The 707-nt window shown below is 42.6% G+C and carries 1 protein-coding gene; it reads right to left on the reverse strand.

The window, feature by feature from the left end; translation table 11 throughout:
* Positions 1 to 104: 104 nt before the first annotated feature.
* Entirely contained in the window at positions 105 to 569 is a 465-nt protein-coding gene (tnpA, locus tag WMO24_RS05945) for an IS200/IS605 family transposase (protein ID WP_349215395.1), read from the reverse strand.
* Positions 570 to 707: the final 138 nt, after the last annotated feature.

The following is a 707-nucleotide window of genomic DNA, read 5'->3' on the forward strand; positions in this document are numbered from 1 at the left end:
AGTAACCCACCAGCGAAGCTGGTGGTTCTTCAGAAGCGGGCAAAGCCCTAAAATACTAGCCACGCCTAAAGGCGTTGGTACGGTCTGCCACCTGCGAAAGAATATTACTTGCTACCCGTAAACGGGTCTATGTATTCTTTAAGGGTCATCTGATCCTCAATCTGATCTTCTTTGAGTTGGTTTTGGATATACTCCGCAATCTTCTTTGCGTTCTTACCTGCTGTATCGACATAGTATCCACGGCACCAAAACTGCCTGTTTCCATATTTGTACTTCAAATTGGAATGTCTCTCGAAAATGATCAGACTGCTTTTCCCCTTGAGAAAACCTACGAAACTGGATACACTCATCTTAGGCGGTATTTCCACCAGCATGTGGATATGATCCGGACACACTTCCGCCTCTACTATTTTCACTTGTTTCCAATTGCATAATTCTCTCAATATCTTCCCTATTTCCACACGGTTTTCTTTGTAAAAGATTTTTCTGCGATACTTCGGCGCAAATACTATGTGATATTTGCAGTTCCATGTTGTATGTGCTAAACTATTCTTGTCATTAGGCGTCATGCCTTTTGTCCTCCTTTTGATACTTTAGTGCAGTTGGCAGACCGCATCTTTATTGTATCAAAAGGAGTTTTTATTTCCTATGCAACGCTAAAGCTTTTTGAGAACTCCCCGGCACAGCCGGGGGTTTTCGGTAAACAA

The sequence above is a fragment of the Ruthenibacterium intestinale genome, assembly GCF_040096265.1.
Taxonomy (GTDB): Bacteria; Bacillota; Clostridia; order Oscillospirales; family Ruminococcaceae; genus Ruthenibacterium; species Ruthenibacterium komagatae.